Raw genomic sequence first — 12,520 nt, 5'->3', positions numbered from 1 at the left:
GTGTCATCTTTGATAGACTGTTTTGAGTTTCCAGTGTGTAGGGGCGGGTTTCACTAATATCTTTTCCTTTGCACCCAGATGTAACTAAACCCGCCCCGACCAGGTTTCTAGACTTCCCGTAAAAAGTCAGCTCAGGGGTAGGAGTGTTAAAGGTAATGGAAATGAGTATTATTGAAAATATGTATCTATTGGATGATGGAAAATGTCTGACACGGAGTTGTTCAAACCTTGTCGCTATCGGGAGTATAGAGATGTTCAGCTACTCTGCACTATTACTGATATAAGCCCGAAAGATTCTACTAATTTAACCAAGGCTGGCATTTGTAATAAATGTCAAATACCTGACATTATCAAACAGGTTAACTGTATAAACTTGATAACCAGTAAAGAGCATGATCAAAGACAACGTCTTGGTTATGATAGATTACAATCAATCATGGAAAATAAATGGCAAGTACATTGTGCAATTGTTGCCTTTGATAATCGGGAAGATTATAAATCTAAATGCTCATCTAAATGTTTTGGATACCAAGCTGTTCATAGAGACTTATCAACCGAAGAAACAATTTCAGTCCCATACTTCGATGCGACTCAAGCTAAAGATCGTGAACTCAGACAGGCAGTGCTGGCAATTCTGTACAAGTATCATGCTCGACATCCTGAACGATATAACCATTTTGATGTAACGCCTGAGTTTATAGCCAAGAGTCTGGTAATCAGCGCTACCGATGTTATCCGAGTGGTTTCTCCCATGGAAGACGAGGGAGAGGTTGAAACGTTTCATTGCGTAGGCGATTTCTGCTTCAGGTATGTCAGAATTACGAGTAAGGGAATTCAGATGATTGACGAAGAACCCCTCTTTGAACGTTTAGACACAGCAGGAGTAAGAATTATGGGTGATTATTTTAGTGTAAGCCCAAAAGATTCCCAGGTAGGCGCAATGAATGTAGGGAATCACAGTCATAATCAAAATAAAATTCAGCAAGAGATGGGTGTAAGTGCCGCCGATTTAAAAGAACTTTTTGCTGAATTACGTGAAAGCATTGATACCCTGCCGACTGAGCAACAAGAAGAAGCGACTGAACTGGTTAATGCCTTGGAAGAAGAAGCCCAATCTCCCAATCCACGGAAGGCAAGAATTAAAGCTTATGCTCAACAACTCGGTTTGTTTCTAAGAGATGCCGGGGCAAATGCTTTAGGTTCCATTGTGGGAGTGCTGTTAGCTGCTGGATAAGGTGCGCCTACCTGAATTAAGGCTGGTGGGCATTGCCCACCCTACTGGGTTATTTGATGAATTAGAATTACATCCAGAAACTGTAGGGGCGCATGGCGTGCGCCCATAAAATCGACATGACTCTTGCGTTCGCCTCACTATAAAACGCGAATCCGGGAAGCCTCGGAGGAGAAGCCTACAGTCTAAACCGTTCGACTTCGCTCAGGGTTAATCTTTAGGAATTCGGTAGAATGAAGCATGAGTCCTTGTCACTCAAACGCTTATCATGACCACACATTCCCCCGTAGATTTCCAAGACGCTTTTGATGTTATTGTTGTCGGTGCTGGACATTCTGGCTGCGAAGCTGCACTAGCCGCCGCCCGCTTGGGATGTCGCACCCTCCTGCTTACCCTGAACCTGGATAAAATCGCTTGGCAACCCTGTAACCCGGCTGTGGGTGCGCCGGCTAAATCCCAACTCGCCCACGAGGTAGACGCTTTGGGGGGAGAAATTGGTAAGATGGCAGACCGAACCTATCTCCAAAAGCGGGTATTAAATCAGTCGCGCGGACCTGCGGTTTGGGCGTTACGGGCGCAAACCGATAAGCGGGAATATGCGGCGGTGATGAAACGGATTGTCGAGAACCAGGAGAATCTGGTAATCCGCGAAGGGATGGTGACGGATTTAGTCCTGGGTGCGAATGATCAGGTTATCGGTGTTCAGACTTATTTTGGTGTATCATTCCAAGCCCCTGCAGTAGTATTAACTACAGGAACGTTCCTGGGTGGATGTATTTGGGTGGGAAATAAGTCAATGTCCGCTGGACGCGCTGGGGAATTTGCAGCGGTGGGATTGACGGAAACCCTGAACCGACTGGGGTTTGAAACGGGACGTTTGAAGACGGGAACCCCGGCGCGGGTGGATAAGCGATCTGTCGATTACACTAAAATGGAACCTCAACCTGGGGATGAAGCGGTATCTTGGTTCAGCTTTGACCCAGAGGTGTGGGTGGAACGGGAACAGATGAATTGTTATATTACCCGTACCACGCCCCAAACTCATCAGTTGATTCGGGACAATCTGCATCTGTCCCCAGTTTATGGGGGTTGGGTGGATGCAAAAGGACCCCGTTACTGTCCGAGTATTGAAGATAAAATTGTCCGGTTTGCGGATAAGGAAAGCCACCAGATATTTATTGAACCGGAAGGGCGAGATATTCCCGAACTCTATATCCAGGGATTCTCGACAGGATTGCCAGAGAATCTACAATTGCAAATGCTGCGATCGCTCCCGGGATTGGAACATTGTACAATGCTACGTCCTGCTTATGCGGTGGAGTATGATTATCTACCCGCAACTCAGTGTTTTCCCACGTTAATGACGAAAAAAGTAGAGGGGCTATTTTGCGCCGGACAAATTAATGGAACGACGGGGTATGAAGAAGCCGCCGCCCAGGGAATTGTCGCGGGGATTAATGCGGTACGCTATGTGCGACATCAAGAAATGCTGGTATTCCCCCGTGAAGAAAGCTATATCGGTACATTAATTGATGATTTATGTACTAAAGACTTGAGAGAACCTTACCGGATGCTAACCAGCCGTTCCGAGTATCGGTTACTCCTGCGTTCTGATAATGCAGATCGCCGTCTGACTCCTTTGGGACGGGAAATTGGCTTAATTGATGACCGCCGTTGGCAACTTTATAGTCAAAAACAAGAGAATATTGCGGCGGAAAAGGAACGACTCCAAACTGTACGGATCAAGGAACATGAGGAATTAGGAGTTGCGATCGCGTCGGATACTCAGCAACGGATTAAGGGTTCGATTACTCTGGCTGAATTGCTGCGTCGTCCCAAATTCCACTACGTTAATCTGGATCACTATGAATTAGGGAATCCCAGTCTCAACCAAGCTGAACGAGAAGGGGCGGAAATTGATATCAAATATGCGGGATATCTGCAACGCCAGCAAAATCAAATCGATCAAGTGTCCCGTCAAGCCCAGCGACGATTACCCACAGATCTCGATTATGATGCTATTGAAACATTATCGAAGGAATCTCGCGAGAAACTCTCCCAGGTCAAACCCTTGACGATTGGTCAAGCCTCTCGCATTGGTGGGGTGAATCCGGCGGATATTAACGCCTTGCTGGTGTATTTAGAAGTGCGATCGCGTCAATCAGTGAACCGTTCAGATTCCCCCATACCAACAGCCTCAGCAATCTCAGGCTAATTCTACTCGATTCTGTGACTTGTAGAGACGTTGCATGCAATGTCTCTACAATTTGAAAAGAACAAATGCCAGATTGGATGATATTATTCCACCTTATGTCCGACTGCGGTAATCATTTGTTTAATCGACTCCGGAGACGCCTCGGTTTCCACGCTAACTGTCTTACCCGCCACATCAACATTGACTTTCGCTTCAGGTTCGTGGGTATGAATCCCTTCGCTAATAGTTTTGGCGCAAGCATCACAGGCAATACTTGGAACGTTGAATTTCATCGAATTCGCCATAGTGTAGATTTCACTCCAGTTTTTATTCAACCTTTGATTATAGCGAAGTCCTGATTCTCGTTCCTCACTCTAAGGGATGAACTTAGGGAAAAGCTTAGGGACAGAAAATGTAGTTCTTTCTATATCATGTTTATATCTATAACTGAAGAATAATACAGGATAAAAATTACGATAATTGACGGAGTATTTTTTAGGCAGATTAGCGTATAGATTCTTAAAGGCAAGCCCCTTTAAATATGTCATTATGTTAAGAGAAAGCCTTAATCTTACCTCGATCATGCAAGGAATATCCACATTATTCACCCGTCCTCAATTCAACTCATCCGCAGATTATTTGAACAATCAAATTAACTTGAGGAGAAAAGTATCCAAATTGCAGCAACTTTTTGCCCAGGGCGATATTGATGAAGCTTTAGCAGAGCAACGCTTTCTAGAACAGTGGATCACGGAACATGCAACCGAAGTTAACAATGCTTTACAAACAATACGAATGTCAGCGAATAATCTATTCGTTGTCCTAGGCTTTATCAATTCTATTGATGTAACCCTTAGAAAAGCCGTCATTGTCGCTTTTTTACAGAATGAGTAAATCCGGGGAACGCTACCCCCGTTATAACAAAGTCTTTACCTTGCGGACGAAAGTTTGTGTAGCAGCGATTTCAATCGCCTCCTCTTGCTATACCATCCTGATACTCTGGCAAATTCCTGTCAAAGGAAAAAGAGAGAGTAATGGAGTTTTAGCATGAGCGATCCGTATTTACTAGCAGCCAGTCTGCTTACCGTAGGTCCGGTATCTGCACCCCCCCCACCCCCACTGGTTCCCAACCTGTTCGAGAATCTGTCAGCTTTGTTGGCTTCAGCGAAAGCTCATCAATCGCACTCCGTTGTCACTCAACCGCTTATCTCTGGGGTGGAAATCCCTAGTGTTGAGTTTAGTTCATCGGTTAGTAGTTGGCACTTTAGTGCCATCACGAATCAAGCGCTTACTACAAACTCTAAAAGTAACATTTCCCCCAAACCTCAATCCCCGGTTATCTCTCCCCAATCTGGAACTCAACTCTATTACCAACGATTCGCCGCACTAAAAGCGGGTCAAACCTATACAAGTCTGTCGGCTGATAGCTTCCAGTCGGTTTGGAGTGAAGCGAAACTGACTAAACCCACGCATACGCAATGGAAACAGCTACTCGCAGAAGAAGCAAAAGCGATGGCGAGGGGACAGGGGAATAATCGTTTGTCTATTTTAGTGGGTGATTCCTTGAGTCTTTGGTTTCCGACAGCCAACCTACCTAAGAGTCAATTTTGGCTGAATCAGGGTATTTCTGGGGAGAACTCTAGCCAAATTTTGGAGCGACTCTCGGCTTTTTCCCAAACGCGACCCGATACAATCTATGTGATGGCTGGCACAAACGACTTGCGCCAGGGTGTTCGCGATCGCGTGATTCTCGATAATACCCGCCAAATCATCCAGCGCTTACGTCAGAACCACCCGCAAGCTCAAATTATCGTTCAGTCTATTTTACCCACCCGGTTAAGTGCGATTGGGAGCGATCGCATCCACAACCTGAATCAGCAAATCGCCGCGATTGCACAGCAAGAAGGTGCAGGCTATCTTAACCTGCACCGCTTATTTGTGGATAATCAGGGTCAAATGCAACGGGAGTTAACCACCGATGGGATTCATCTGGCTAGGCGTGGTTATGCGGTGTGGCAAGATGCCTTAAACTATGCCGATGCTTTAATCTTGGCGAATCGTTAAGGTTGTTTGTCATTGTACCTACGTACAACCGCTAAAAAATATCTCTGCTCTCCCTATGCAAGATACGCCGTCATGCGGTACTAACGACTTCCCGTCGGATTCTCACCGACCTCTCTAAGCTCCCCGAAGGGATTGACAGCAGCCGATGACGGTTCATCCCATGATCCCCCGTTCCGTACTGAGCGTAACCTAGAGTAGACTGTTAGTCTGGGCTGATAGAAGGAGTGGCGAGACGAACCTTTGGCTCGTTTCGCCACCGACTGCCAATGTGACCAGGTGTGCTTCTTCGGTTCCATTCCTTGATAGGCGGTTCTGGCTGGCAGCCTTTCAGATAAAAACATTCCACGTCGCGCTAGCACGAAGGCAGCAGCTGTGGCAGAGTTCATTCCATAGGTAGACATGAACTTAATCAATCCAATCCAGCTACTGTAAGCCGGATTGACCTCAATGACTTGGATGCCTAGCTTGAAGCATCTGGCTAATAGGAGTTGAAGGAATTTTGAGTAGGCAAAGTTACTCAGCATACGGCGTGCCCTTGCATTTAACTCGCGCAACCGTTTTCTCTTGTCGGTAAAATCTAGTTTTTCGACAATGATGGGACGCTTATGCTCTAAGGCTAATTCAGTCAAGTCGGTAACAACATCAACCAAAATAGCCTCAGTGCGTCCCTTGGGCTGAGATTGAATATTGACCTTGATTTGGCCAAAGCCGTCTAGATTCCCATCAAAGTCAGCCATTGCCCAACCAATGCAGTTGGGATTAAGATCTACACCGATGGCTCCCCAAGAAACGGAGGCGGTTATCCTAGGAGCGGGTTCAACATCAAAGGTAATATGGATTTCCCACTCAGTCAGATTTTTCTGAATGAATCGATAGGTTAAGGCTTGTCGGTTGTACCAAGCTGTTGCCAGCAAGGAAGTCCCATGTTTGGGTAATCGAATCGGAAATTGGATGTATGTACCATATCGCTTCTCTAGGCCATAAGGAACTCGAATATGAAGTTCCTTCCCAATTAGATCCAATTGGCAAATTTGATTCCCGTAAGATTCATCTTTTGAACCAATCATCTCCACGGTATACTTGTTGCCCAGATTTACTTGTACCGGAGAGGTTTTGAGCTGGGCGATATAAAGCTTTAACTTATGAGCATACCGCTTCTTTTGATGAAGCTTAACTTTGGCAAACTGGTACAGGGTTAAATGATGAGCGCACCGCATCGGGCAAGCGTCTGGATACTTGGGCTTGAGGGACTTTGAGACCTTCTTCTTTTTCCCTCGATTTACCTGCTCTACGGCTTGCAGATAATAGGAGTGCGCGTTAATCTTTTTTTCTAGTTTCTCTATAACTTCCGTTGTGTGCTTGAGTTTGCCTTGCAGCAATTTTATCTGATTACTACGGCATTCAATGGCCGACTTAACTGCGCCTTCAACATAGGCGATAATGCTGTTCGCCTGTCGTTTGTTAATGTCATGATTTTGCTGTAGTTGAGTATTAATCTTTGATTTACTCGGAGGCTTTTGCTCTAATAGTAGCTTCAAGGACTCAATCTTGGCATCATAGCCGACAGTCGCCGCGTCATTCAAAAACGCAACCGCCCAACGGTTGGTTGTTGTAGTGACATAAGTGCGGGATTCGGCTTTGGTCATGACCGGATAAAAATCTTTGTTTTGTGTATATTACAGAGATTTATCGGAGGTGTCAACAGCTAAGCAATAAGCCTCTAGAACTAGTGCTTGTCGTTCTAAGTCACTTTTCTGGTCATGACTTGAAACACGAGCGTAGGCAATCGTTTTGCGGCTCTCGATCAAGTCAATCAAATCGTCGATATCATAACGGCGATGTCCTCCCTCTGTCCGCACTGACTGAATTTTTCCTTCTTTCTCCCATCGCCTCAAGGTGTCTATTGACACCCCCAAGGGCGGCGGCGGCTTCCCCTATCGACAAGAATCGACCCATAGATTTTTAATCCAAAAATTCTGGGTCGATTATCGGTAAATCTAGGTATTTTGGCTACTGCTGTCAGCCCCTGCACACCGCCATGCCAGACTACTTTGGGCGAAGGGTCAAGACGTGATGCAAGAAGCGTCTCTAAACTGCCTGTCGAGACGCTAGCTTTTCCAGGGTAGCTTGGGTTTGCTGTAACAACTGCTCTCTGCTATCCACTGCCTTGGTCAGGTTTGGAACTAAATTCCGGGCTTGTAACGCCATGTGTAGCTGGAGCTGAGCCACGTACTCACTAATATCTTCATGAACAAAGTCGTTGGCGGTTTGAGCAGAATACAAATCCAAAGCGTCCTCCTTTCCTGAATGCTGTGCTTTTGGTCAACACCTCATTGAAGCTATCACGCTCTGGGCAATCTGCTCTCGCTTTGTAATAAAACTGCAATAAAGTTTAAAGATTTTGGGGTTAAATGTTAAGTAAGGTTACTTTAGAGAATATTTGTTACAATAACGCATCTATTGGGTAAAAATAAGAGTGCGTTGATAAGGCTCTTTAGTCTTAACTCCGATTCAGAAATGGCTTGGAGGGGTATAAAGTACCCAAGTTCCTGATACCCACCGAGAACAGGGGCTCTTCGTGGTAACAGCACCAGGATAATCCCCAACTAGATTACTCGTAATTAGTTGGGGTCTGTTCAATGGAGACGACGCAGACCTTGACATAGCCGCCGCGTTGGTCGCCGGGCCAGGGGAGCACCGGCAGACCGCGACCCGTCTGGAATCATCCGCCCATCAGCGCCTGGGCGAGCCCGATGAAGAGCGGTATTCCCAAGGCAATCGCAACCGGCGTGCCGACGGCTGTGGACGCGCCGATGTAGGCGGAGGGATTTGCCGACGGGATACCGGCTCGTAAAGTGGGCGGCCCGGAGATGTCTGAACTGGAGGCGGCGATGACGGACAGGATCACGACGCCGCCAGGGCTGAATCCCGTGGCGTAGTGGGCAATCATGCCGAGACCGAAGGCTATAAACCCATGCAGCAGCGGCGCCACAAAGGCATATACGGCGTACCACTGAGCCACCTTGCGCAGCTCGCCGATCCTTGTCCAGGCCTCCATCCCCATTACCAGCATCAGTATCGAAAGCAGGCCGCGGAAGAGGGGCTCATAGAAGCTTTCAAAGACACTTTCCGGCTGGGTTAGGATGCCTAGAGCGAGGCCGAGCAGCAGTGCCGATAGGGCAGAGCCCTCGAGGCTTTCCTTCACGATGGGCCATATTTTGACCCGCTCGCGCTGCTTGCGGGGATACCCGCCTGCGGTAATGCGCTGCTGGCTGCGATACTCCTGCCTGCTGGTGGGATACTCCTGCTTGCTGGGATACTCGCCTGCGGCAACCGACTGCTTACTGAGATACTCCTGCTTGCTGAGATACTCGTCTGCGGTATCCTGCTTCTTGCTAGTATAAATGCTGGCCACGACGATCGCCGTCACGAGCGCTGGGATGTCCATGAAGGGATAGAGTGCGCCGGCCCAGGGTTCGTATTCCATGCCTTGCGCTTCCAGTACCGTCAGGGCTGCGGCGAGGGTAGAGCCACTCACGGCACCGAACAAGCCCGCAGTCGCAATGGCATCCACGGTTTTGACATTCGGCAGCTTGGCCAACGTGTAGCGCCCGATGAACACGATAAGCATCCCCGTTACCACGGCGAACAGCGCGGGCAACAGCATCTCCGTTATATTGGAATTGCGGATCGCAATGCCGCCGCTCAAGCCGACTTTTATGAGCAGCATGAAGACGATGAACTTATAGATCGCATCTGGAATTTCCAGTTTGCTACCGAGGGCGGCAATGACTATACCACCAATCAGAAAGGCGAGTGTCGGGGACTGCAACTGCGCCCCAAATTTCGTCAAGAAATCGGACAAGAAATCCACGTTGTAATTCCTCTTTAGTTAGATTTTAGGGGTCAGGACGGCAGGCAAGCGTAGCCTCGAATCCTGGGTGGCTGGTTCCACGCATCCGGGTGAGCAGCGAGTCAACCCGCCACTAAGAATGCATCTGAATCCCGGTGCGTCGTGTGCTGGAATATAAGGTTTCGCTCCGGCGAGCGCAAATGATCGCGCTAATCAGTAGTGATTCATTGGCAATGGCTTGTTGCTGCCATGGTTTACCAGCAATTGGTTCGTAAAATCCGAGCGATGCATCTGGGAAAGCGTTTTCGGGTACTCACTCAGATGGGGAGCGGTCATTCATCGCGCTTCAGCAACGGAAAATGGTTGTTGCTGTTGGTTGCTACTTGGAATTACAATGGAGCCGGCTGCGGAAGCGCCGGCATTGTACAGAAAGTTACGACGAGACATGCGAGATAAATTTGCCATGAATACCTCCCTCCATCTCCCCTGGCTGGGGGAGTGGTGATTGTGATAAGTGAAATTGGTTAAAAGTTGAAGAAAGCGGGGGTGCATCGCTACACCCCTACAGGACAGGTGTTACGCGAATACCTGTCCCGCAGCATCTCCTATAGATCAAGATCTATTAAGACCCAAATCTCTATGTGGTTAAGTTTATCTTAAAATCCGCACAAATTTGCGATCGCTCTACATGGAAATGTCCAATTCAAATCATAAGTTTTCCTTTTATTCTCAGAAAACAGGAGTTGCGTGGGCATCACTCTTCTAGCAATGGCTGAGCTAATCAATCCACATTTGGGGGGGAGTTGTTGCCGGCTCATAAGTCGTAGACGGACTGTAACTGGCGAGGTTAAACCACCCCACCGCCAGTAGGAGACCGAACCCACAGCCCAACAAAAAAGTCCTAGCGCTAAAAGGATAAGTGTTTTTTATAAAATGCTTCCGCTAATCTGAGTCAATCTTTCTCAACAGAGGGTAGTGGATTCGCCGATCTTTGGCATAATCTTAAAGATATTGTTCAAAGCAAAACCATAGAGTCTTGCCTTGAATTGTCCTAACAGAACGCATCAAGAGGTAACCTACATGACCCAAAAAGCCAGCAAGCTCGTCATCGTCACGGAAAAGGTGCTACTGAAAAAGGTCGCCAAGATCATCGACGAAGCCGGGGCTACCGGTTATACGGTGGTGGCCGCTGGCGGTAAAGGCAGTCGCGGCGTGCGCTCGTCGGGACAACCCGCCGTTGGCGACACCTTCTCGAATGTAAAGTTCGAGGTACTCACCCCCAATCGGGATATGGCCGTGAAGATTTCGGATGAAGTCGCAGCGCAGTTTTTCGACGATTATTCGGGCATCGCCTATATCTGTGACGTGATGGAGGTACTGCACGCGCACACGTTCTGACTCAAAACCCCAACAATTCTCATTTTGGCAAGAATCTGTTCAAGCACTGGGAATCTCGGTCTTGTAATGACATCTGAGAGATCCAACAGAGCAAGAGCGGTTGCAAGAACGGGGTTTATTCGACACCCTCGTCGGTTCGTTTCGCCAGCGTTTGTCGTCACTACCGGACAAACGCACGGGCAAAAATACCCGCTATGGGATAGAGGATGCCCCTGTCAACTACTCACGGTTAGTTCGTTGAACCGTGAGCTGGGAAGAATCAGGTTCCTGTAACAGTTGTCTACCGCATGAGTTTCTAGATAGTACGCACTCATGTAAGGATTATCTCCATGCAACGAGTACCAGTAATTGTACCGGGCGGGCATCCGTTAATGCCAACCATTGCATCAAGAGCTAGGCGATGGCTCAGGGAAGGAAAGGCACAAAAAACGGTCGAAAAAAGCATCTTAAACTCTAAATTTTTAGTAATTTTCCTTCCTGCTCAGCTTCGGGTTATAGCTGGGCTAATTTGTATTAGTCTAAACTCCAGTAAATCCTAACCCGTTGTTATCCCGCCAGGGGTTCAAACCCCTGTCTCATAGCCAAAGTCCGTTTCAACGGATTGGCGGAGAGGATTGCAGTCCTCTAAAGAGGACTTAAGCTATTAGCAAGGGACTTGAGTCCCTTGCGGGTACTCCGATTATTCTTTAACCCCAGTCATAGATTCTTTGATCTGCCAGGTTTTGTCCTGAGAAAGTTCTAGCAAAGACTGATGGTAATTTGCCAACGTCGAGCGATGCCCCACACTTAAAAACGTAGTCCCTTTCGCCTGCAAATGTTTATATAACCGTTCCTCATTCCCCAGATCCAAGGCACTGGTTGCTTCGTCCAGAATAGCGTACTGAGGTTTGTTCAGTAGCAACCGGGCAAACGTTAACCGTTGTTGTTCGCCCAAGGAGAGGACATCAGCCCAATCCTGTTCGGCATCAAACCCCCCAAACCGTTCATCTAAACCCGCTAAATTCACCTGCTCCAAAACTTGTTTCAACTGTTGCTCATCAACCTCAAGGTGGGTGTTAGGATAGAGTAATTGATCGCGCAGAGTACCCAGCACCATGTAAGGACGCTGGGGCAAAAATAGGATCTGATCAGCTTCAGGACGAATAATTGTACCCTTACCAGAATCCCATAATCCCGCGATCGCACGTAGCAGTGAACTCTTACCACAACCACTAGGTCCCATTACCAAAACTCCCTCTCCTGCAGGTAACTCGATTGACAAATCTTCTACCAACGTCCGTTGATAATTAGGAGTTTGTAGGCTCAGGTGTTCCACTGCCAGCCGCTCTGCCTCAACCCTCTGAATCCGTGGCTTCTGCTCATCCGATACCTGGGTTGCTTCTGTCTGCTCTAAAAACTCGGCAAAGGTATAGAGACGGTTAATTCCAGCGCCAAAGGTGGTTAATTGCTGGAAGCGAGCAACCACAACATTGAGGGAGAAGAAGACGCGGATAAAGGCTCCCTGCGCCTCAGACACTTTACCCACCTCCATTTCTCCGGCAAAAATCGCCGGGGCAACAACTAGGGCAGGTAGGATAAAGGGGATGAATTCATAAGCATTGGTGAGAATATTTAAATTCAACTCCCAAACCAGCAGCCGTTTGACCGAGAACTAGGGATACAAGCCTCGTCCTTTTAGGACGACTTTTTATTTTCTCTTAGTCTTGTATTGTAATAAATAATGTGTTAATCTATAAAAGTAGTCTAGCACAGGCGAAAGTCGTGAGTATCGCCAATCGAT

The 12,520-nt window shown here is 47.6% G+C and carries 9 protein-coding genes and 3 pseudogenes; 6 read left to right on the top strand and 6 right to left on the bottom strand.

All coding sequences use genetic code 11. From position 1 onward, the window contains the following. Nucleotides 1-436: 436 nt before the first annotated feature. Nucleotides 437-1,234, top strand: a complete 798-nt coding sequence (locus RIM23_RS21095; protein WP_446369047.1) for a hypothetical protein — start codon at nt 437-439, stop codon at nt 1,232-1,234. A 265-nt stretch (nt 1,235-1,499) separates the two neighbouring features. After that, on the top strand, nt 1,500-3,446 hold the full coding sequence (gene mnmG, locus RIM23_RS21090; protein WP_446369046.1) for a tRNA uridine-5-carboxymethylaminomethyl(34) synthesis enzyme MnmG: 1,947 nt from the start codon (nt 1,500-1,502) through the stop codon (nt 3,444-3,446). A gap of 83 nt (nt 3,447-3,529) precedes the next feature. Here the strand turns inward: mnmG and RIM23_RS21085 are convergent, their stop codons facing one another. Continuing rightward, nucleotides 3,530-3,730, bottom strand: coding sequence for a heavy-metal-associated domain-containing protein (locus RIM23_RS21085; RefSeq protein ID WP_446339263.1), 201 nt, complete (start codon nt 3,728-3,730; stop codon nt 3,530-3,532). Nucleotides 3,731-4,007: 277 nt separating this feature from the next. Between RIM23_RS21085 and RIM23_RS21080 the strand changes: the two genes are divergently transcribed. Together RIM23_RS21080 and RIM23_RS21075 are read left to right on the top strand one after the other, a co-directional pair. After that, on the top strand, nt 4,008-4,319 hold the full coding sequence (locus RIM23_RS21080) for a hypothetical protein (RefSeq protein WP_446369045.1): 312 nt from the start codon (nt 4,008-4,010) through the stop codon (nt 4,317-4,319). A 153-nt stretch (nt 4,320-4,472) separates the two neighbouring features. Next, entirely contained in the window at nt 4,473-5,489 is a 1,017-nt protein-coding gene (locus tag RIM23_RS21075) for a GDSL-type esterase/lipase family protein (RefSeq protein ID WP_446369044.1), read from the top strand. An 80-nt stretch (nt 5,490-5,569) separates the two neighbouring features. On the opposite strand, the gene RIM23_RS21070 is transcribed toward RIM23_RS21075, so the two are convergent. The 4 genes and pseudogenes from RIM23_RS21070 to RIM23_RS21055 form a co-directional block, all read right to left on the bottom strand. After that, nucleotides 5,570-7,135, bottom strand: a complete 1,566-nt coding sequence (locus RIM23_RS21070; RefSeq protein WP_446369043.1) for an IS200/IS605 family accessory protein TnpB-related protein — start codon at nt 7,133-7,135, stop codon at nt 5,570-5,572. A 63-nt stretch (nt 7,136-7,198) separates the two neighbouring features. Continuing rightward, nucleotides 7,199-7,445, bottom strand: a pseudogene (locus RIM23_RS21065) (IS607 family transposase); the annotation flags it as partial. A gap of 132 nt (nt 7,446-7,577) precedes the next feature. Beyond that, nucleotides 7,578-7,778 carry a hypothetical protein gene (locus RIM23_RS21060; protein WP_446356044.1) on the bottom strand — a complete coding sequence of 67 codons (201 nt, stop codon included), beginning with the start codon at nt 7,776-7,778 and terminating at the stop codon, nt 7,578-7,580. 433 nt (nt 7,779-8,211) lie between these two features. Next, complete coding sequence (locus tag RIM23_RS21055; protein WP_446369042.1) at nt 8,212-9,363, bottom strand: sodium-dependent bicarbonate transport family permease; 1,152 nt, start codon at nt 9,361-9,363, stop codon at nt 8,212-8,214. Nucleotides 9,364-10,422: 1,059 nt separating this feature from the next. Between RIM23_RS21055 and RIM23_RS21050 the strand changes: the two genes are divergently transcribed. Both RIM23_RS21050 and RIM23_RS21045 read left to right on the top strand, forming a co-directional pair. After that, nucleotides 10,423-10,740: a P-II family nitrogen regulator gene (locus RIM23_RS21050; protein ID WP_446369041.1), complete on the top strand. Its 318-nt coding sequence runs from the start codon at nt 10,423-10,425 to the stop codon at nt 10,738-10,740. Between the two features lie 329 nt (nt 10,741-11,069). Further along, a pseudogene (locus RIM23_RS21045) lies at nt 11,070-11,162 on the top strand (RRXRR domain-containing protein); the annotation flags it as partial. 257 nt (nt 11,163-11,419) lie between these two features. Here RIM23_RS21045 and RIM23_RS21040 read toward each other — a convergent pair. Then, nucleotides 11,420-12,382: pseudogene (locus RIM23_RS21040) on the bottom strand (ABC transporter ATP-binding protein/permease); the annotation flags it as partial. Between the last annotated feature and the right edge of the window lie 138 nt (nt 12,383-12,520).

Origin of the sequence: Coleofasciculus sp. G3-WIS-01 (genome assembly GCF_040223135.1) — a bacterium.
In the GTDB taxonomy this organism is placed as follows: Bacteria; Cyanobacteriota; Cyanobacteriia; order Cyanobacteriales; family Coleofasciculaceae; genus Coleofasciculus.
Note: the sequence above shows the minus strand (reverse complement) of the source record. Positions and strands in the feature narration are given on the sequence as shown.